At 62.8% G+C, this 19,807-nt stretch carries 14 protein-coding genes; all 14 read left to right on the forward strand.

The window, feature by feature from the left end; translation table 11 throughout:
- Nucleotides 1-129: 129 nt before the first annotated feature.
- The 14 genes from AAGT95_RS01285 to AAGT95_RS01350 all read left to right on the forward strand — a co-directional run bounded on the left by AAGT95_RS01285 (nucleotide 130) and on the right by AAGT95_RS01350 (nucleotide 19,712).
- The gene (locus AAGT95_RS01285) at nucleotides 130-1,728 is read left to right on the forward strand and encodes a peptide ABC transporter substrate-binding protein (protein WP_342595263.1); all 1,599 of its coding nucleotides are present in this window, start codon (nucleotides 130-132) and stop codon (nucleotides 1,726-1,728) included.
- 53 nt (nucleotides 1,729-1,781) lie between these two features.
- Nucleotides 1,782-2,765: a C40 family peptidase gene (locus AAGT95_RS01290; protein WP_342595264.1), complete on the forward strand. Its 984-nt coding sequence runs from the start codon at nucleotides 1,782-1,784 to the stop codon at nucleotides 2,763-2,765.
- A gap of 90 nt (nucleotides 2,766-2,855) precedes the next feature.
- On the forward strand, nucleotides 2,856-4,481 hold the full coding sequence (locus AAGT95_RS01295) for a peptide ABC transporter substrate-binding protein (RefSeq protein WP_342595265.1): 1,626 nt from the start codon (nucleotides 2,856-2,858) through the stop codon (nucleotides 4,479-4,481).
- Nucleotides 4,482-4,561: 80 nt separating this feature from the next.
- Nucleotides 4,562-6,172: a peptide ABC transporter substrate-binding protein gene (locus AAGT95_RS01300; protein ID WP_342595266.1), complete on the forward strand. Its 1,611-nt coding sequence runs from the start codon at nucleotides 4,562-4,564 to the stop codon at nucleotides 6,170-6,172.
- A gap of 71 nt (nucleotides 6,173-6,243) precedes the next feature.
- Entirely contained in the window at nucleotides 6,244-7,170 is a 927-nt protein-coding gene (gene oppB / locus AAGT95_RS01305; protein WP_110597840.1) for an oligopeptide ABC transporter permease OppB, read from the forward strand.
- A gap of 76 nt (nucleotides 7,171-7,246) precedes the next feature.
- Entirely contained in the window at nucleotides 7,247-8,206 is a 960-nt protein-coding gene (locus AAGT95_RS01310; RefSeq protein ID WP_110597841.1) for an ABC transporter permease, read from the forward strand.
- Between the two features lie 10 nt (nucleotides 8,207-8,216).
- Nucleotides 8,217-9,821, forward strand: coding sequence for an ABC transporter ATP-binding protein (locus tag AAGT95_RS01315; RefSeq protein ID WP_342595267.1), 1,605 nt, complete (start codon nucleotides 8,217-8,219; stop codon nucleotides 9,819-9,821).
- A 61-nt stretch (nucleotides 9,822-9,882) separates the two neighbouring features.
- Nucleotides 9,883-11,778, forward strand: a complete 1,896-nt coding sequence (pepF, locus tag AAGT95_RS01320; protein WP_342595268.1) for an oligoendopeptidase F — start codon at nucleotides 9,883-9,885, stop codon at nucleotides 11,776-11,778.
- 749 nt (nucleotides 11,779-12,527) lie between these two features.
- Nucleotides 12,528-13,295: an energy transducer TonB gene (locus AAGT95_RS01325; RefSeq protein WP_342595269.1), complete on the forward strand. Its 768-nt coding sequence runs from the start codon at nucleotides 12,528-12,530 to the stop codon at nucleotides 13,293-13,295.
- 41 nt (nucleotides 13,296-13,336) lie between these two features.
- Nucleotides 13,337-14,053: a MotA/TolQ/ExbB proton channel family protein gene (locus AAGT95_RS01330; protein WP_342595270.1), complete on the forward strand. Its 717-nt coding sequence runs from the start codon at nucleotides 13,337-13,339 to the stop codon at nucleotides 14,051-14,053.
- Nucleotides 14,054-14,104: 51 nt separating this feature from the next.
- Nucleotides 14,105-14,506, forward strand: coding sequence for an ExbD/TolR family protein (locus AAGT95_RS01335; RefSeq protein ID WP_110597845.1), 402 nt, complete (start codon nucleotides 14,105-14,107; stop codon nucleotides 14,504-14,506).
- A 130-nt stretch (nucleotides 14,507-14,636) separates the two neighbouring features.
- The gene (locus tag AAGT95_RS01340; RefSeq protein WP_342595271.1) at nucleotides 14,637-14,855 is read left to right on the forward strand and encodes a hypothetical protein; all 219 of its coding nucleotides are present in this window, start codon (nucleotides 14,637-14,639) and stop codon (nucleotides 14,853-14,855) included.
- A complete protein-coding gene (locus AAGT95_RS01345; protein ID WP_342595272.1) occupies nucleotides 14,839-17,499 on the forward strand; it encodes a TonB-dependent receptor in 2,661 nt (886 codons plus the stop codon). The genes AAGT95_RS01340 and AAGT95_RS01345 overlap by 17 nt, the downstream gene beginning before the upstream one ends.
- Before the next feature lie 77 nt (nucleotides 17,500-17,576).
- Nucleotides 17,577-19,712: a M13 family metallopeptidase gene (locus AAGT95_RS01350; protein WP_110597846.1), complete on the forward strand. Its 2,136-nt coding sequence runs from the start codon at nucleotides 17,577-17,579 to the stop codon at nucleotides 19,710-19,712.
- Nucleotides 19,713-19,807: the final 95 nt, after the last annotated feature.

Genomic DNA, 19,807 nt, shown 5'->3' on the forward strand with positions numbered 1-19,807 from the left:
GCGCGAAGGTGTCGCATCGATCCCCGGGATGGCCATTGGCCGATTCACTGATGGCACGCTCGCGGCGATCGCCCTACAGCGAGCCTTTCACAACGGATCTTCACAACAACAAGTCGGAGCTTTTCAAAGATGTCGAAGCTGCAACTCCCCCGCACCCTGTTTCCCCTGAGTGCCCTGGCGCTGGCCACCTCGCTGATGGCCTCGCCGGCGCTGGCCGAGACCCTCAGTATCGGTGTCCAGGGCGAGCTCGCCTCTTTCGATACTTCCCAGGTCTCCGGCGGCGTGTGGGAATCCCAGGTGCTGATGGACGTCTATGAGGGCCTTATCAAGCAGTCTCCCGATGGTGAATTGCTGCCGGGCATGGCAACGAAGTGGGAGGTGTCCGACGACGGCAAGACCTACACCTTCCATATGCGGGAAGATGCGAAGTGGTCCGACGGCGAGCCGGTCACCGCCGAGGACTTCGTGTTCGGCTGGCAGCACCTGCTGGCGCCGGAGAACGCTTCCAAGTACGCCTACATGCTCTATCCGATCGTCAACGCGAAGGCGATCAACACCGGCGACAAGGCCGCCGACACGCTGGGGGCGGAATCTCTCGACGACGGCAGGACGCTCAAGGTCACCCTCAACCATCCCACGCCCTACTTTCCACAGTTGCTGACCCACTACACTGCCTACCCGGTGCCCAAGCACCTGGTCGACGAGTACGGCAAGAACTGGGTCAAGCTGGACCATATCGCCACCAACGGCGCATTCAAGCCGGTGGACTGGATCTCGCAGTCGAAGATCAGCGTCGAGAAGAGCTCGACCTACTACGATGCCGACGATGTCTCCCTGGATGGCGTCAACTACTTCACCGTCGAAGACCGCAACGCTGGCATCTCGCGCTTTCGCGCCGGCGAGCTTGACGTGCTGCGCGATTACCCCTCCAGCCGTTACCAGTGGCTGACCGAGAACCTCCCCGACGCCACCCACATGAGCCCGATGCTGGGTTCCTACTACTACGTGCTCAACCAGCGCGACGGGCACCCGACGAACGACAAGCGGGTACGCGAGGCGCTCAATCTGGCGATTCGTCGCAACGTGCTCTCCGAGCAGATCATGGCTGGCAGCTTCAAGGCCTCCACCGCCATGGTCCCGCCCGGTACCAGCCACTACGAAGCCCAGCATATGGATCTGGGCAGCGACGATATGAACGCGCGCATGGCCAAGGCCAAGGAGCTGCTGCAGGAAGCGGGCTATGGCCCCGACCATCCGCTGAATCTGCGCCTGCGCTACAACACCAGCGACGAGCACAAGAAGATCGCCATCGCCGTGGCCGCGATGTGGAAGCCGCTGGGCGTCAACGTCCAGATGATCAACTCCGAAGCCACCGTCCACTACCAGACCATTCAGCAGGGAGATTTCGACGTCGCCCGGGCCGGCTGGATCGCCGACTACAACGACGCCGAGAACTTCCTCACCCTGCTGCACACCGGGGTCGGCAACAACTACGGCGCCTACTCCAACCCGGAATATGACAAGCTGATGGATCAGGCTGCCCAGACCCAGGATCTGGATGCCCGCGAGAAGCTGCTCGAGAAGGCGGAGAACGTGGCGCTGGACGACTACGCATTCATCCCCATGCTGACCTATGTCACCCGCAACCTGGTGAATCCGAAGCTCGAGGGCTGGGAGGACAACGTCGAGGACGATCATCCGTCCCGCTGGGTTCACTTCACCGAGTAACGGCTTGAGCTGTCTTGCGGGGGCGCCGACATGAGTCATCCAGGAGCATCGACATGACTTGTGTCGCCGTCGCCGTGGCGGGATTGTGGACCTCCCCCGAAGCGCCCCGGGCCATCGACGTCCCGGCGCTGGGCAACCCGGCACAGCTCGAACGCTGGCTCTCCCGACTGGACGACGAGACCCGTCTGGCGCTGTGCAAGGAGAAGCGGCTCGCCACTCAGGTACTGCTGGACACGCCGGTCGAGATACTCGAGCGCCATCGTGATGGCCACGACAACGACTGGTGTCGCGTGGTGATCCCGAGCCAGCGGTCCTCGTTGGACGAGCGCGGCTACCCCGGCTGGATACCGGCGGCGCAGCTCGTCGAGGCTGAGGGCTGTCCGGCCGATGCCGAGTCGGTGGTGGTGATGGCTCCCATCGCCTGGCTGCAGGGTCTATCCCAGGGACGCTCGCTGAAACTGAGTTTTCTGACTCGGCTGAAACTGGCCGACCCGGTGACGGAAGTCGCTGACCGGAGAGCGTCTCGCGTCTGGGTGGAGACATCGCTGGGACGCGGCTGGCTGCCGCGCGACAGTGTCCAGTTGCCGGGCGAGAGCCTGCCGTCGACTGCCGCGACGCTGGAAACGCTGGGGCGGCGCTTCGACGGTCTGCGCTATCTCTGGGCCGGCAACTCGAGCTTCGGCTACGACTGCTCGGGGCTCGTTCACAGCCTGTTCGCCGCCATCGGCATTCGTCTGCCTCGGGACGCCCACGACCAGGTCGAGACAGGGCTTCCGGTGGCGCCGGACGAGCGCCAGGCGGGCGATCTGCTGTTCTTCGAGAAGCCCAACGACACGGGCCGGCTGGTAGCCGATCACGTGGCGCTCTATCTCGGCGATGACCGCATGCTGCACGCGCCGACCAACAATGCCCGAATCGAATGTCGCCGACTTTCGGGCAGTCGCTACGAAACGCAGCTCTGCGCCGTGCGTCGCTATCTCGACCCGGGCGATCCGGGAACGGCGATTCCAGCGGGAACTATTCCAGCAGGAACCTGAAGACTTAAGATCGAGACGGGGTCGCCAGAACCGGCGAATACGCCAGCAGCCCCGGCCATAACAAACGCTCAACAACGGATGGACTCGATCATGCGTAAACAGCCCCACCAAAGCGCGCGCCGACGATTCGTTCGGCTCGGCCTCCCCTTGCTGATGGCCGCGAGCCTGATCGCGTCGGGGGGCGTCGCCACCGCCCAGGCCGCGACGCTGAGTATCGGCATCCAGGGTGAGCCGGCGTCACTGGATACCGCCCGGATCGGGGGTACCACCTGGGAGAACGACGTCCTCGGCGATCTGTTCGAGGGCCTGGTCACCCTGGACCCCGCCGGCGAGTACATTCCCGGCGCCGCCAGCGGCTGGGACGTCAGCGACGACGGTACCGTCTACACCTTCGAGCTGCGCGACGACGCCAACTGGTCGGACGGTGAGCCCGTGGTCGCCAGGGACTTCGTACTCGCCTTCCAGCGTCTGTTCGATCCGGCCAACGGCGCCGTCTACGCCAGCCTGTTCTACCCGATTCGCGGCGCCGAAGCGCATACCAAGAGCGAGCAGGACGCCCCCGAACTCGGCGTCGAATCGGTCGATGCCAAGACCTTGAAGATCACCCTGAACCAGCCGACGCCCTACTTTCCGACACTGCTGGCGCATATCGCCGCGTCGCCGGTGCCTTCGCACCTGATCGAGCGCTTCGGTAACGACTGGACCCAGATGGATCACATCGCGACCAACGGCGCCTTCACCCCGACAAGCTGGACCTCCCACGATCACATCGCGGCGCGCAAGAACCCCGAATTCCACGACGCCGACGACGTCGTACTCGATGGGGTCGACTACTATCCGGTCGAGGATCGCAGCGCCGGTCTGCAACGCTTCCGCGCCGGCGGTCTCGACATCGTTCGTGATTTCTCGCCGGACCGCTACCAGTGGCTGCAGGAGAACCTCCCCGACGCCGTTCACCTCGCACCGCAGCTGGCCAATTACTACTTCGCGCTCAACCAGCGCGATGGCCATCCGACGGCCGACAAGCGCGTGCGCGAAGCGCTCAATCTGGCAATCCGCCGCGACGTGATCGCCGACAAGATCATGGGCGGTGTCGTCTCCCCGGCCAGCGGTTTCGTCCCCGGCGGCGTCAGCCACTACGACGCCCAGACCATGCCCGGCCTGGCTCGGCCGATGGATGAGCGGATTGCCGAGGCCAGGAGCCTGCTCGAAGACGCCGGCTACGGCCCGGGCCATCCGCTGAAATTGACGCTGCGCTACTCCACCACCGAGGCCAACAAGCGCATCGCCGTGGCGCTGGCCGCGATGTGGCAGCCGCTCGGGGTCGAGACGCAACTGATCAATGCCGAGGGCGCGGTCCACTACGCCGAGCTCGCCAACGGCAACTTCGATGTCGGTCGTGGCAGTTGGGTCGCGGATTTCGACGACGCCAGCAACTTCCTCGGCATCCTGCAGAGCGACTCGCCCAAGAACTACGGCGGCTATCGCAGCCCGGCGTTCGACGAGCTGATGGCCAAAGCCAGCCGCGAGACCGACGAAGACGCTCGCCAGCAGCTGCTGCAGCAGGCGGAGCGGCAGGCGCTTTCCGACTATGCGGTGGCACCGATCTACGTCGACGTCTCGCGCAACCTGGTCAACCCCAAGCTGGATGGCTGGGAAGACAACGCGCTCAACCGGCACCTGTCGCGCTGGCTTTCGCTGCCGCAGGGGAACTGAGACCCATACCCGAGGGCGTTGGCGAAGAGGCACTCATGACAACAACAAGAGAGACCGCTGGAGCGAGGGCGGAATCAGGCATGACGAAAACAACAGTCAGAAAACTGCTCGTCATCGCGAGCTGCGCGATGTTCACACTGATGCCGCCGATGGCAGTGGCCGATATCGAGGGAGGCAAGCAGGTCCTGCGCCGCGCCAATGGGGCCGAACCCTCGTCGTTGGACCCGCAGCTGATGACCGGGACCTGGGAGTCAGCCATCATCTCGGATCTGTTCGAGGGATTGCTCACGCGAGATGCGGATGGCGGCTCGATCCCGGGCGTCGCCGAGTCCTGGGACATCTCCGACGACGGGCTGCACTACACCTTCCATTTGCGTGGCGATGCAAAATGGTCGGACGGAACGCCGCTGACCGCCGACGACTTCGTCTATGCCTGGCGTCGAATCCTCAGCCCGGAACTCGCCGCCCCCTACGCCTACATGCTCTATCCGATCCTCAACGCCCGTGCCTATAACCAGGGCGAACAACCAGCCGATGCGCTGGGCGTCGAGGCCAGCGATGACCATACGCTGAGCGTCACGCTGGCCCGCCCCACGGGCTATTTCCTGGAGATGCTGAGCCACGCATCGACCTACCCGGTGCCACGCACCGCCATCGAGCAGTACGGCAGCGACTGGACCAAGCCCGGTCACATGATCTCCAACGGCGCTTTCGAACTGACCGAGTGGGTCTCCCACGACCACATCGCCGCAGTGAAGAACCCCGACTTCCACGATGCCGCCAATGTCGCGCTCGACGAGGTCCGGTTTCTGCCCATCGACGATGGTCGCGCCGCCCTCAATCGCTTTCGTGCCGGCGAGGTCGACATGACCAGCAGTGTGCCGACCGATCGCATCGAGTGGGCACGCGAGAATCTGCCTGACGCGCTGCATGAAACCCCAACGCTGGCGACGTTCTATTTTGCGTTCAACCAGCGCCCGGGCAGCGTGCTCGATGATCCCCGTATTCGCGAGGCGCTCAACCTTGCCGTTCGTCGTGACATCATCACGACGCAAATCACCAAGCTCAATCAGCCCCTCGCCTATAGCCTGGTGCCCACCGCGATCAGCCATTATGACGGTCCCGAGTTCGACTTTGCCCGGGAACCGATGGCTAAGCGGCTCGCCCAAGCGAAAGCGCTCATGCAGGACGCCGGCTACGGCCCCGATCACCCCCTGCATCTGACGATCGACTACATCACCAATCAGGACACCAAGCGTATCCCGGTTGCCATGGCCGCGATGTGGAAGCCGCTCGGGGTCGAGGTCACGCTCACCAACAGCGACGCCGCCGTCTACTACTCGAAATTGCGCCAGGGCGACTTCCAGATCGGCATGGCGCCGTGGAACGCCGACTATAACGACGCCAGCAACTTTCTGGATCTGTTCCGCACCGGCGTGCCCAACAATCACTCCGGCTATAGCAACGCCGCCTACGACGCCATGATGGAGCGCGCCTCGAACGAGTTGGATCCGGACGAGCGCGCGCGGCTCATGGCCGACGCGGAGGGCATTCTGCTGGACGACTACGCCATGTTGCCGCTCTATTTCTACATTCGACCGGCACTGGTCTCGCCCTCGCTCTCCGGCTGGAAGGAGAGCCCGATGGACGATCATCTGAGCCGCTGGATGCACTTCGAAGATCCCGAATGACCCCTCTGAATGACGATGCCGACGAGTGAATTACGCATGACCGCAGCCAAGCCGAGAAGAGACCGCAATACATGCTGATCTACACCCTCAAGCGCCTGCTGCAGGCGATTCCCACGCTGCTGATCGTGATCACGATCTCGTTCTTCCTGATGCGTGTGGCGCCCGGCGGCCCATTCGACGGCGAGCGCCAGCTGCCGCCGGAGATCGAAGCCAACCTGATGGCCGCCTACCATCTCGACGAGCCGCTGCCGATGCAGTATCTGCGCTACATGGGCAATCTGCTCCAGGGCGATTTCGGGCCGTCGTTCAAGTACAAGGACTTCTCGGTCACCGAGCTGATCATGCAGGGTTTTCCGGTCAGCCTGGAGATCGGCGGGCTGGCGATACTGCTGGCGCTGATGATCGGGCTGCCGCTGGGGATCGCGGCGGCGATCAAGCGCAACTCCACCGTGGACTACCTGGTCATGGGCACGGCGCTGACCGGTATCGCCGTCCCCAACTTCGTGATCGCGCCGATCTTCGCCCTGGTGTTCGGCGTGCTGCTGGGCTGGCTGCCGGCCGGGGGCTGGAACGGTGGCGCCCTGCCCAACCTGGTCCTGCCGGTGGTGGCGCTGTCGATCCAGCAGATCGCCTATATCGCCCGGATGATGCGCGCCAGCATGATCGAGGTGCTGGGCAGCCACTTCATTCGCACCGCGCGGGCCAAGGGTCTCAACGAGGGCGAAGTGATCTGGCGCCACGCGCTTCGCCCAGCCCTGCTACCGGTGATGTCCTACCTCGGCCCGGCCATCGCCGGGATCATCACCGGGTCGGTGGTGATCGAACAGATCTTCGGCATCCCGGGGATCGGCCGCTACTTCGTCCAGGGCGCGCTCAACCGCGACTACACCCTGGTGATGGGCACCGTGGTCTTCTACGGCGTGCTGATCGTGCTGATGAACCTGATCGTCGACCTGCTCTACTCCGCGCTCGATCCCCAAATTCGCTACGACGACTGACTCATGAACAGTGACCGCCTCATGACCAACGACCGAGCCTCAACTCCATTCATTCGTGCCACCGGGGAGGCCGCCAATGACGTCTGATTCCAAGCCCTACAGCGGCGAACGGCGGGATGGCGCCCCGCTACCCGCCGGCGGCCCCAACCCGCCCCGCGCTCCGGAACCGGAGGCCGCTGCGGCCCCCGTGGGCGAAAGCCTGGCCAAGGATGCCTGGCGGCGCCTCACCCAGAACCGTGCCGCCATGGCCAGTCTGGGCCTGCTGATCGCCATCGTGCTGGTCTGCGTCGCCGGCCCCTGGTTCCTGCCCTGGGGCCTGGCCGAGGTCGACTGGAACGCCTTCGGTACCGGCCCGACGCTGGAAGGTGCCCACTATCTGGGCACCGACGCCAACGGCCGCGACCTGCTCACCCGCGTGCTCTATGGCGGCCGCGTCTCGCTCTCGGTGGCGCTGGTCGCCTCCTTCGTCAGCCTGGTGATCGGGGTGCTCTACGGCGCCATCTCCGGCTATCTGGGCGGCCGCGTCGACAACGTCATGATGCGCTTCGTCGACATCATGTACTCGCTGCCGTTCATGTTCCTGGTGATCCTGTTGATGGTGGTGTTCGGCCGCAACATCTTCCTGATCTACGCTGCCATTGGCGCGGTGGAGTGGCTCGACATGGCCCGTATCGTGCGCGGCCAGACCCTGGCGCTGAAGCGTCGCGAGTTCATCGAGGCCGCCCACGCACTCGGTGTGCGGGATACCAAGATCGTCACCCGCCATCTGATTCCCAACGCCATTGGCCCGGTGATCATCTACGTCACCCTCACCGTGCCCAAGGTGATCCTGCTGGAGAGCTTCCTGTCGTTCCTGGGGCTCGGGGTGCAGGAGCCGCTGACCAGTTGGGGCGTGCTGATCTCCGAGGGGGTGGACATGATGGAGAGTGCCCCCTGGATGCTGCTGGTGCCGTCGTTCTTCCTCGCCGCCACGCTGTTCTGTCTCAACTTCCTGGGCGATGGGTTGCGTGATGCCCTCGACCCGCGCACACGCTGAGGATGACTCGATGACGCAATCACTACTGGAAATCGACAAGCTCAGCGTGACGTTTCAGCTGCCCACCGGCCCCGTGACGGCGGTCAAGGAGGTCAGCTTCGCCATTGCCGAGGGTGAGACGATGGCACTCGTCGGCGAGTCCGGTTCCGGCAAGTCGGTCACCTCCACCGCCGCCATGCGCCTGCTGCCGGAGCTCGCCGAGACCACCGGCGCAATCCGCTTCGACGGCGAGAACCTGCTGGAGGTCACGCCCAAGCGCATGCGCCGCGTGCGCGGCAACGACATCTCGATGATCTTCCAGGAGCCGATGACCTCGCTCAATCCGCTGCACCGGATCGGCAAGCAGATCGGTGAAGTGCTGATCCGCCACAAGCAGCTCAAGGGCCAGGCCAATCGGCAGCGCGTCCTGGAACTCTTGAGTCAGGTCGGCATCCCCGAACCGGAACGCCGGATCGATAGCTACCCCTACGAGCTCTCGGGCGGCCAGCGCCAGCGCGTGATGATCGCCATGGCGCTGGCCTGCGAACCCAGACTGCTGATCGCCGACGAGCCGACCACGGCACTCGACGTCACCGTGCAGGCGCAGATCCTCGATCTGCTCAAGTCGCTGCAGGCCGAATACGGCATGGCAATCCTGTTCATCACCCACGATCTGAGCATCGTTCGCCACTTCGCCGATCACGTCGCGGTGATGCGGTATGGCGAAGTGGTCGAAACCGGCCCCACGCTGGAGGTCTTCGACAATCCTCGGCACGACTATACCCGCATGCTGCTCGACGCGATTCCGCGCGGGCGCAAGGAGCCTGCCCCGGCAGACGCACCGGTGCTGATGAGCGGACGGGACATCAAGGTTCGTTTCGCGCTGAAGAAGCGCCTGTTCGGCAAGAGCGAATACTTCGAGGCGGTACGCGGGATCGATCTCTCCATCCGCCGTGGCGAGACCCTGGGTATCGTCGGCGAATCGGGCTCGGGCAAATCGACGCTAGGCCGCGCCTTGCTGCGACTGCTGAAGTCCGAAGGCGACATCCGCTTCGAGGAGGCCGACATCTCCGGGCTCGACAAGTCCGGCATGCGTCCGCTGCGCTCGCGCCTGCAGGTGGTGTTCCAGGACCCCTTCGGTTCGCTCTCCCCGCGCATGACCGTGGGCGACATCATCAGTGAAGGTCTCAAGGTTCATCATCCCGAGTTGAATCGCCGTCAACGCGAGGCCGAGGTCATCGCCGCGCTGGAAGAGGTCGCCCTCGATCCGGCCATGCGCAACCGCTACCCGCATGAGTTCTCCGGCGGCCAGCGCCAGCGCATCGCCATCGCCCGCGCGCTGATCCTCAAGCCCGAGCTGCTGCTGCTCGACGAGCCGACCTCGGCGCTCGACCGCTCGGTCCAGGTCCGGGTCATCGACCTGCTGCGAGACCTGCAGAAGAAGCACGGCCTGACCTACCTGTTCATCAGCCACGACCTCTCGGTGGTTCGCGCACTCTCCGATGACGTGATGGTGATGAAGGAAGGGCGCGTCGTCGAACACGGCTCGGTGGAATCGATCTTCTCGAATCCTCGAGAACCCTATACCCAGGCGCTGCTGAAAGCGGCGTTTCTGGAGAACGAAGTCGCGGCCTGAAGTTACCACCCAGCGCGCGAAGAAAGGCGATCGACAACAACAACCGACTCGAGAGGGCATCGTGGCTTCCAGCGGATTCATCCCCAACAAGACCGTCGCGTCATTGATCCTCGGCACACTCCTGACCAGCGCATCGGTCATGGCTTCCACAGCCGCGTTGGCGCAGTCACTGCCGCCGTCCGCCGAAAATGGGGAGTGGGATCTCTCCGATCTCTACGCCTCGCTCGACGACTGGCAGCAGGCACTGAAGGAGGTGGATAGTCGTATCCAGACCCTCGGTGACTATCAGGCGACACTGACCGACAGCCCCGAGGCGCTGGCCAAGGCACTGGATGCCATTCGCTCGGTGGAGAAATCCGCCAACCGCGTCCAGACCTATGCGTCCCTCCAGGCCGACGAGGATCTACGTGACGGTCCGGCGCAGGAGCGTCAGGCACAAGCCGAGCAACTGATGGCGCGGTTCGATTCGGCCATCGGCTACCTGCGTCCGACGCTGATCGCAATGGACCGAAGCGCTCTCTCGAGCTGGCTCTCCAATCCGCAGCTTCGGGATCACCGCCGCTTTCTGGAAAACGTGATTCGTGAAGCGCCACACACGCTCTCCGAGCAGACCGAGACCGCCCTGGCCGCCCTCGGCCCGGTGATGAGCCATGAGACGCCCTATTCGTTGCTGGCGAATTCCGATATCGAGTGGCCCACCCTCGAGATCGACGGCAAGCGTGTACGCCTCGACGCGGCGGGTTATGGCCAGTGGCGGGAATCCCAGGATCGCGATGTGCGCCGGCGGGTGTTCGAGGCCTACTGGCCAGCGTGGCAGCAGTACACCGCCACATTCGGCTCACTGCTCAACGCCCAGGTCCAGCAGCATGTCACCGAGGCGACACTGCGCCACTACGACAGCGCGATGGCCGCCGCGGTGTCTCGCGATGACATTCCGCCGGCGGTCTACCAGCAACTGATCGACTCGACCAACGCCCACCTGGACACGCTCCACCGCTACCTCAGACTGCGCCAGCGCATTCTCGGCGTTGATCAGTTGCACTACTACGATATCTACCCGCCACTGGCCGAACTCGACAAAACATTCGATCTCGATGACGCACGCGAATTGACCCGGGAAGCGACGACGCCGCTCGGCCCGCATTACGCCGAGCTGATCGGACAGGCCACCAGCGCCGCCTGGACCAGCGCCTATCCGAGTCAAGGCAAACGCTCCGGCGCCTACATGAACGGCTCGGCCTATGACGTTCATCCCTACGTGCTGATGAACTTCAATGGCAGTTACGGCGATGTATCGACCTACGCTCACGAGTGGGGCCATGGCGTACATAGCATGCTGACTAAGGAGAATCAGCCGTACGCAACGTCGGACTACTCGATCTTCACCGCCGAGGTCGCGTCCACGACTAACGAACAGCTACTGGTCGATCGCATGATCCGGCAGGCCAAGACCCCGGAGGAGAAGCTCTTCTACATCGGACAGGCGCTCGAAGCCATTCGCGGAACCTACTTCCGTCAGGCCCAGTTTGCCGAGTTCGAGTTGGCCATTCACCAGGCAGCCGAGAACGGCGAACAGCTATCCGGCGATCGCCTGACGAAAATGTACGGCGAGATTCTGCGCAAGTACTACGGCGTCGACCAGGGCATTACCGATATCGACGAGACGAACTACGCCGAGTGGGCTTACATCCCGCATTTCTACTACGACTTCTACGTCTACCAATACGCCACCTCTATCACGGCGGCACAGGTGTTTGCCCAAGGCCTCGAGGAAAATCCCCAGGCGTGGCGAGACAGATATCTCAACGTGCTCTCCCAGGGCGGCGCGCAAAGCGGTTATCAGTTATTGAAGAACGCGGGCGTGGACCTTGCAACGCCGGCGCCCTACGACAAACTCGATGACACGATGAACAAGCTAATCGATGAAGCCGAAGCCGCTCTCGACAAGGTCGGCTGACAAGCGGGTAGAAGACGCTCGGATTGAGAGATCCAGCCAGGATAATGACACCGCCGCTACGCATCAACGCCCTCACATCGAGGGCGTTTTTTTGCTTACGTTCATCGAAGCCGGCAACCGTATCTACTTTAGATACCGGGCATAATGACCATGATCGGCATGCGTTTTTTCTATCACATCATTCATGAAACGCATGTTTTTTTGCAGTGCGAATCGCCAGAATTCGCACTTATCGAGTGCAAGAAAACACACGCAATCGGCCGGCAATAGCCCTGTTGGTTGAAAGCCTGAAAAACCTCTTCGACATCACTCGCCGCAGCATAACAGGTGTTAAGGAATCTACGACGCCGCCCCGCGGCTCTTCAACCAAGATGACTACTCTCCTTTGAGGTTTCCAACGTCATTTCGCCAATAAAACAATCGTTTACTTGAGCCAAAACTGAAACCGCCGGTTTTGTATAAAATCTTCAATGCCACCGCCACCGCCCAGCGGCAATATTGCTTTCCACCCCGGCCATATTCGCACCGATTGGCACATATATTGCTGCAACTTCCAACAAGGGATTGTGGCTCCTGTCGCGGAGTCACCAACAAGCAGTCACTAGAACAATCGAGACAATATGACCGCGATTGACAACGCGCTTCCCGCTGGGGAAGTGACGCCGAAACACAGACACTCGATATCTCGGCCTGAAGTCCTGGTCCTGATAGCGATCTCGGTGCTTATCCATGGATTGATCTGGTGGTCATTGAATCGCCAACCCCTGGTTGCCGCTGAAGTGTTGCCGAATCAGGCATCCCAGGCATCGGAGGTGACCGTCTCATTGACCAGCGCGCCGCCACCCGAGCCGCCACCGCCGCCGCCGCCCGTTCAGGAGACGCCGCCCGTTCAGGAGACGCCGCCCGTTCAGGAGACGCCGGTCGTGGATGACGTTGCCGTCACGCCCGCTGAAGAGGAAGTGGCACCGGAGCCTGAGCCTGAGCCGGAACCGGAACCGGAACCGGAACCGGAACCTCAGCCTGAGCCACAACCCGAGCCCGAACCGCAGCCTCAGCCCGAACCGCAGCCCGAGCCCGAGCCCGAGCCGCAACCAGAGCCCGAGCCGGAGCCTCGGCCCGCGCCCGAGCCACAACCGAAACCCGCGCCCAAGCCAGCGCCCCAGAAGCCTGCATCGCCACCGAGCCAGCCTTCTCCGCCGACTGAAAGCGCAAGCGCAGCGTCCAGCAACGAGGTCACACCTGCCGTATCCGGCATGCAGAGCCTGGGCAACCCGCCGCCACGCTATCCGTCACTCGCACTGCGCCGCGGCTACGAGGGCAACGTGCAATTGAAGATCCTGGTCATGCCCGATGGCACGGCGGGTCAGGTACAGGTCATTCAATCCAGTGGTCATCGGGAACTGGACGAAGCCGCCGTCGAGACGGTTCGCGGCTGGACGTTCAAGCCAGCCAAACGGGGCGATACACCGATCAAGGGCTGGGCGCTGCAGACCATCGCGTTTCAGTTGCCCAATTGACGAACAACAACGATGCAACACTTTCAGCAAGGAAAAACACCATGATGGAATCCAATGACATCACCGCCATGATCGTACCCGGCGTGCTCTGGACGCTGATCGTCTTCTCTATCGCGACCTGGGCGATTCTGCTGATAAAGGGCCTGCAGTTCGCTCGTAATCGGGTCGAAAACAAGCGTTTCCAGAAAGCTTTCTGGGAGGCCAAGAGCATGGAGGAGGGCGAGTCGATCAGCGAAAAACGTCCGGGCACCATGGCATCGATCGCCCGCGCGGGTTTCGACGTGATCACCGGGCGCGACATCTCTCCCCGTAACCAGGACCTGGCTCAGAAGATCAACCGATCCGATCGCCTGGAGCGCACATTGAGACAGCAGATCCAGCGCGAACGCCGCTCTCTGGAAGGCGGTCTGGCGATCCTTGCCAGTATCGGCAGTACCTCACCGTTCATCGGTCTGTTCGGTACGGTGTGGGGCATCATGGAAGCCCTGATCACCATCGGCGAAACCGGCGAGGCAGGTCTGGACACCGTGGCCGGCCCCATCGGCCATGCGCTGATCGCGACGGGGGTCGGTATCGCCGCCGCGGTGCCGGCAGTGCTGGTCTACAACTACTTCACGCGCCGGCTGAAACTCAACGTATCGCTAATGGATGATTTCGCTCACGACTTCTACAGCCTGGCCCAGCAGCACGCCTTTCAAAGCCACGCGCCCAGGCCTGTCGCACCCGAAATACCGTCGCCTTCCCCAGCAATGGGGTGATCTCGAGTCACCGGTATCAGCCTCAATCCGCTCATGAAAAGGTAATGTGAAATGGCTTTTTCCAGTCACGACGACGATGAAGTTCTCAGCGAGATGAATGTCACCCCACTGGTCGATGTGATGCTCGTTCTACTGGTGGTTTTCATCGTCACCGCGCCGCTCATGACCAATGCCGTACACGTCAACCTGCCCAAGACAGGGGCGGTCGCGCCCCCCGAGACCAAGGAGCCAATGGTCGTGAGCGTCGATGCCGATGGCGCTTATTTCATTGGCAAAAAGGAGTACAGCTTCGAAGACCTGGAGCAGGCGCTCGTCCAGGCCCATGACGAGAATCCCGATCAGGCCGTACAGCTGCAGGCGGATGAAGGGGTGGAGTACGGCACCGTTGCCAAGGCCATGGCGGCGCTGGAGCGCTCTGGCATCCAGAAGGTGGCCGTTCTGACCCAGCAGTGATCTCAAGAGATTGCCTGGGATACACCACCTCGCAACGCGCGGGACGCCTGCCTGGCGTGATTCGTTTCACTGAAAAGGGAGAATGGACACTCAACGACAACGATAGCGTAGAGCACTCGAATAACAGCGATTGAACATCGAATACCAACAACTGCTATTCAAGGAACACCCTGATAATGACAACGCCAAAAATTTGGGATGCCAAGCATCCCAGGGAATCTCTTTGCTCAAAATCCGGCTGGCGGCTCTCGATGATGCGCCCGGCCGTGTGGCAAAGGTCGTCACTACTGGTGTCGACCTGCCTGATCCTTGCGGCGGCGGCACCACTGGCCATGGCACAGAGCAGTGACGATGACTATGTCGCCCCGCCGGCCGGTGCAGCCGACGAGATTGCCGAGCCGGCAGCGCCCGCCGAAGCGGCACCCGCTGCGGCTGCGGCCCCTGCCGCAGCCGTCGCGGCGCCCGCAGCGGCACCGACTCAGGATCTCGGCCGGATGGAAGTGACCGGTTCGGCAATTGCCCGGACCGATGCCGAAACGGCGGTCCCGGTGACGATCATCGAGGCTGAAGAGATGCGGCAGCAGGGCATTACTTCAACCGCACAGCTGCTTTCGCAAATTTCGGCCAACGACACGAGCTACGGGCCTGGGTTTGGTACCGGCACGGCCATTACCGGCGGAGCCAGCTTCGCCAACCTGCGCGGTATCGGCACAGACAAGACACTGGTGCTGCTGAACGGTCGCCGACTGGCCAACAACTCGCTGGATGGCAGTGCCGTCGATCTCAACTCGATTCCCTTCGGTGCCGTCGAGCGCGTCGAGGTCCTGCGTGATGGCGCGTCGGCCATCTACGGTACCGATGCCATTGGCGGGGTCATCAACTTCATCACCAAGAAAAATCTCACGGGTGGCAACGTCGAACTCGGCTACGACGCGCCCACCCATAGTGGAGGTGGCGATAGCGGCGACATCAGCGCGACCTGGGGTAACGGCGATCTCGAGAAAGACGGTTTCAACATCATGGGATCGATGCGCTATCGCAAGCAGGATGACGTCGACTACACCGACCGTGGCAGTATCCGCCAGATCTATGATCCTGCGCGCGGTATCAACGGCACTTCCTCTTTCGCTTATCCTGGCAACTATTATCAGGGCGGCGTGGCGGGCAACCCGCTCGCCGGAGAGGGGTGTGACGGAGAAGGATTGGTCGATACCGGCGGCGCCACCTGTACCTATGACTACGGTCGGTACGGGCAAATCCAGCAGAAGACGGAGAACACGTCGCTTTACACGCGAGCCGCTGCCAAGCTGGCGGAGAACCACACGGCCTCCCTCTCCTACCTGTGGTCACGAAATAAAAACACCTCGCTGAGCGCGCCATCCCCGACTTCCGGTGGTCCGGTCATTCAGCCCGGGACGCCCTTCTATCCGAACGATCCCGCGCTCGATCCGACCCAACCGATCGACGTACGGTGGCGTGGCATTCCCGCTGGCCCCCGCGTGACCGACAACACCATCGACGCCCAGCGTCTGGTACTGGATTTCACCGGCGATTTCTCCGGGTTCAACTACGATAGCGCCGTTTCCTGGAACCGCAGTGATACGGACCTGAACTATCGCAGCGGCTATCTCGACGACAATGACCTGCAAGACGCTTTCAATAATGGACTGATCGATCCGTTCTCCACCGACCCGCTGACTGCCGCCGGCCGACAGGCCCTGGCGGATGCCGAGGCCAGTGGACTGGTATGGACCGCCCAGAACGATGTCTACGCCTGGGACGGTAAACTCAGTCGTGAGATCGGCGACTGGTTTGGCGCCGGCTCCTCGGCCATCGCCGTCGGCGCCGACTACCGTCACGAGCGCCTGAAGCTCGAGACCGACCCCGATATCGCCTCGCGCGCGACCAGCGGCGGTCTTTCTCCGGATGCCTCCGTCAACGAAAGCCGCGATGTCAAAGGCATCTACAGCGAGTTGAACGTACCGATCATCGAAGGGCTGGAGATCACGGCGGCCGTGCGCTATGACGACTACAGCGATGTCGGCGATACCACCAACCCGAAGATCTCCTTCCGCTGGCAACCCTTCCAGCAACTGCTGGTTCGCGGTGCCTATAGCGAAGGCTTTCGCGCGCCGTCGCTCTATGAGCTCTACGATCCTGCCGCGCAGACGTTCTCCCCAGGCGGCCTCAACGATCCGCGACTCTGCCCCGGTGGCTCACCCGCCAACGGCGGCGTCGCCAGCCGCGACTGTAACACCCAGTTCCTCGAAGAACAGGGCGGCAATGAGGACCTGAAACCGGAAGAGGCCAAGAACTGGACACTCGGCTTCGTCTACCAGCCGTTCCAGAGCTTCTCTGCAGGGCTGGATTTCTGGTGGGTCGAGATCGAAAACGAGATCGATCTGCCAACCTCGGATTACGTCATCGCCAACGAGCCTGGCACCATCAGGCGTAAAGACGATGGATCAATCGACTACATTCCGGTTCGCTATCAGAACCTTGGCACCACCAAGACCAATGGTGTCGACGTGTCGGCGAACTACCGACTGCCGACAAGCTACGGTTTCTTCAGCGTGGGTTACACCGGCACCTACGTCGATCGCTATGACTTCCAGGAGACGCCAGATGGCGATTACGTCAGCCGCGTCGGACACTACCGCGCCGGCTACGGCACGATCTTTCGCTGGAAGCACAAGCTTTCCGTCAACTGGAACAAGGGCCACTGGGGCGCCGGTGTCATCAACCACTACATGACGGGTTACGACGACTACGACACCTCCACTAACCGTGAAGTCGGTTCCTACACGACTTGGGACGCCCTGGGTTCTTACGCTTTCAGCGCCGGCCCGACAGTTACCGTTGGCGTGCGTAACCTGTTCGATCGCGACCCGCCCTTCTCCAACCAGCCGGAAGTCGGCCAGCTCGGCTACGATGCCCGCTATGCCGACGCCCTGGGTCGCACCGTCTACGCCCGTTTCAATTACGCTTTCTGACGGGCAACGCGTTCCTTAACGATCGATTGCCGCTGCCTCATGCAGCGGCTTTTTTTCACCCGAACTACCGAGACATCATGACTGATAGACACTTCCTGCCACCGTCGGCGATCCGCTGCGCCACCATGCTCCTGCTGATCGCCGGTACCTCCGGTTCGAGCGTCTTCGCCGCTGGCAATCCGGGCGAATCAACAGCCTCGACAGCGCCGAGCACATCTGCCCCTTCCCACGCGTCGGCATCGGCCACCACCTCTGCCGCGCTAGGAAGCTGGGGCGTCGACCTGAGCGCCCGCGACACCAGCGTCGCCCCTGGCGACGACTTCTACCACTACGTCAACGGCGGCTGGCTGGCACGCACCCCAATTCCGGCCGACCGCAGCAACTACGGCGCCTTTACCGTGCTGGCCGACCGGGCCGAGCGGCAAGTGCATGACATTCTCCGCCAGCTCGACGGTGCCAATACGCCGCCGAACTCACCCCAGCAGCGCCTCGGTGATCTCTATCACGCCTGGATGGACGAGGGCGCCATCGAGGCCAAGGGCATCTCGCCGCTGATGCCGGACCTGACGCGTTTGGCGGGAGTCGAGAGCAAGGCGGATCTGGCTCGGTTCAGCGCCGACCGTCGTCTCGGCGTGCCGGCCATCGTGACGCCGGACGTCGATATCGACGCGAAGGCGCCGGATCGCTACGCCGCCTATCTCTCGCAGATCCCGCTGATCCTGCCCACCCGGGACTACTACCTCGGCGACGATCCGCGCTTCGACGCGATTCGCCAGGCCTATCTCGGCTACATCGGCAGGCTGCTCACACTGGCGAGGCAGCCCCATCCCCGACAGAGCGCACAGCGCATTCTCGAACTGGAAACCGCCATGGCGGAGATCGAGTGGGCGCCGGCGAAACAGCGGGATCGCGACCTGACCTACAATCCGCTGCCGTTGGATCGGCTCGAAGACTATGCCCCCGGTTTTCCCTGGCAGGCATGGCTCTCGGCCAGCGGTCTTGCCGGTCAGCCCCAGGTCGTGCTCGCGGAGAATACCGCCATTCGCGGCCTGGCACGGCTCTACGACGAAACGCCGCTGTCGACGCTCAAGACCTATGCGACGTTTAGACTGCTGGATGCCAACAGCCCGTATCTCTCCAGTGACTTCAGCCAGGCGCATTTCGATTTCCACGGCCAGCGTCTCTCCGGCCAGCCGGCGCAGCGCGAACGCTGGAAGCGCGGCGTATCGCTGATCAACGATTTCCTGGGCCAGGCTGCCGGCAAGCTCTACGTGATGCTGCACTTCCCGCCCCAGGCCAAGCGCGAAATGGAGACACTGGTCGCCAATCTCGAAGACGCCTATCGCGATCGTCTGCAACACCAGGCGAGCTGGATGACCGATCGGACCCGTCAGCGGGCGCTGGAGAAGCTCGACGCCTTCACCGCCAAGATCGCCTATCCCGATCACTGGGAAACCTACGCCGGGATGACCATTCGTGCCGACGATCTCTACGGCGACATCGGTGCGGCACGCCAGTGGCACTGGCAGGACGATCTGGCCAAGCTCGGCGGTCCGGTGGACCGGAACGAGTGGTTCATGAACCCACAGACCGTCAACGCTTACTACGCTCCGTCACGCAACGAAATCGTGTTCCCCGCGGCAATCCTGCAACCACCCTTCTTCGATCCCAACGCCGACCCGGCGGTGAACTACGGCGGCATCGGGGCGGTGATCGGTCATGAGATGAGCCACGGTTTCGACGACCAGGGCCGCAAGTCGGACGGCACCGGCATGCTGACCGACTGGTGGACGCCCACCGACGCCGAGCATTTCGACCAACTGGCCGAGCGTCTCGGGCAGCAGTATGCGCAGTACCAACCGATACCGGGTTATTCACTCAATCCGCAGTTGACGATAGGGGAGAACATCGGCGACCTCGGAGGCGTGAACATCGCCCTGAGCGCCTATCACCGCTCGCTCGATGGCGAACCCGCGCCGATCATCGACGGCTTCACCGGCGACCAGCGCTTCTTCCTGGCCTGGGGCCAGGTCTGGCGGCGCCTGATGCGCGAGGAGGAGATGATCAATCGGGTCCAGAGCGATCCCCACTCGCCGTCGCAGTTCCGGGTCAACGGCATCGTGCGCAACATGGATGCGTGGTACGACGCCTTCGGTGTCGTGCCCGGCGACGACCTCTACCTGCCGCCCGAAAAGCGGGTGATGATCTGGTAGGTTTCTCTGGAAGATTCCCACGCGCCTGAACGACGACCCCCGGCCTCATGGCCGGGGGTCGAATCCGTCAGCGGACGCCGAATAGCCGTACGATC

Source organism: Salinicola lusitanus (assembly GCF_038648475.1).
Lineage (GTDB): Bacteria > Pseudomonadota > Gammaproteobacteria > Pseudomonadales > Halomonadaceae > Salinicola > Salinicola lusitanus.

What these genes read in the sequence shown, in the direction of transcription:
- AAGT95_RS01285 (WP_342595263.1), top strand. Translation starts at nt 130, where the DNA reads ATGTCGAAGCTGCAACTCCCCCGCACCCTGTTTCCCCTGAGTGCCCTG.
- AAGT95_RS01290 (WP_342595264.1), top strand. Translation starts at nt 1,782, where the DNA reads ATGACTTGTGTCGCCGTCGCCGTGGCGGGATTGTGGACCTCCCCCGAA.
- AAGT95_RS01295 (WP_342595265.1), top strand. Translation starts at nt 2,856, where the DNA reads ATGCGTAAACAGCCCCACCAAAGCGCGCGCCGACGATTCGTTCGGCTC.
- AAGT95_RS01300 (WP_342595266.1), top strand. Translation starts at nt 4,562, where the DNA reads ATGACGAAAACAACAGTCAGAAAACTGCTCGTCATCGCGAGCTGCGCG.
- oppB (WP_110597840.1), top strand. Translation starts at nt 6,244, where the DNA reads ATGCTGATCTACACCCTCAAGCGCCTGCTGCAGGCGATTCCCACGCTG.
- AAGT95_RS01310 (WP_110597841.1), top strand. Translation starts at nt 7,247, where the DNA reads ATGACGTCTGATTCCAAGCCCTACAGCGGCGAACGGCGGGATGGCGCC.
- AAGT95_RS01315 (WP_342595267.1), top strand. Translation starts at nt 8,217, where the DNA reads ATGACGCAATCACTACTGGAAATCGACAAGCTCAGCGTGACGTTTCAG.
- AAGT95_RS01330 (WP_342595270.1), top strand. Translation starts at nt 13,337, where the DNA reads ATGATGGAATCCAATGACATCACCGCCATGATCGTACCCGGCGTGCTC.
- AAGT95_RS01335 (WP_110597845.1), top strand. Translation starts at nt 14,105, where the DNA reads ATGGCTTTTTCCAGTCACGACGACGATGAAGTTCTCAGCGAGATGAAT.
- AAGT95_RS01345 (WP_342595272.1), top strand. Translation starts at nt 14,839, where the DNA reads ATGGCACAGAGCAGTGACGATGACTATGTCGCCCCGCCGGCCGGTGCA.
- AAGT95_RS01350 (WP_110597846.1), top strand. Translation starts at nt 17,577, where the DNA reads ATGACTGATAGACACTTCCTGCCACCGTCGGCGATCCGCTGCGCCACC.